General features: G+C 32.7%; 1 protein-coding gene. It reads left to right on the forward strand.

Features of this window, described 5'->3' with window-relative positions; all coding sequences use genetic code 11:
* Positions 1-343: 343 nt before the first annotated feature.
* On the forward strand, positions 344-639 hold a 296-nt coding region (locus KVT34_RS29660; protein ID WP_309244144.1), incomplete at its 3' end, for a YtxH domain-containing protein.

The raw sequence follows: 639 nt of genomic DNA on the forward strand, positions 1-639 counted from the left end.
TAAAAGTGCATGTATTAGTTTGTAATTTGTAAAAAAACAAAATGATTTCTCAATGTAATCTCAACAATTGAGTAAGAATATGATGGAATATATTGCCTATATCCTTGCATAAGAATAGAAAAGTTCACAAAAATTATCTGAATTAACATAAAATTTACAAAAAACTAATAAATTGTTGAAATAATACAAACGAAAATATATACTCGATATATACTTTTTACAAAAAAAGGATGTGATAAAGCGGATTACATGTGTACTTAGCTGTATAGGTTTGGTCTATTTTGTGGATTTGAAAAAAATTAAGTGAGGAGAAATGTACATGTTTAGATTTATGTAATCACCAATCGGTATAGCGGTTGTGGTAGCGGCGGTTATATTAGCGTCACCGAAAGCGAGAAAGGCACTAAGAAAACTAGCAGTAAAAAGAGTATATGCTTTTCTTGGTGCAAAAGAACAAATGCAAAGTGCTGGTGCAGAAATGGAAGAAGCGTTACCGAAAGTGAAAGAAGCGGCACATAAAGTGGCAGTAAAAACAGTTTCACCAATTATCGGAGCAGTAGAAGCGGTTCCGACTACGATTTCTAAATTCCAGGAAAAGTGGGTATCTCGTTTAAATGCATATCATTCCAAGGAGAGTAT

Source organism: Paenibacillus sp. GbtcB18 (assembly GCF_019091125.1).
GTDB lineage: Bacteria > Bacillota > Bacilli > Paenibacillales > NBRC-103111 > Paenibacillus_F > Paenibacillus_F chitinolyticus.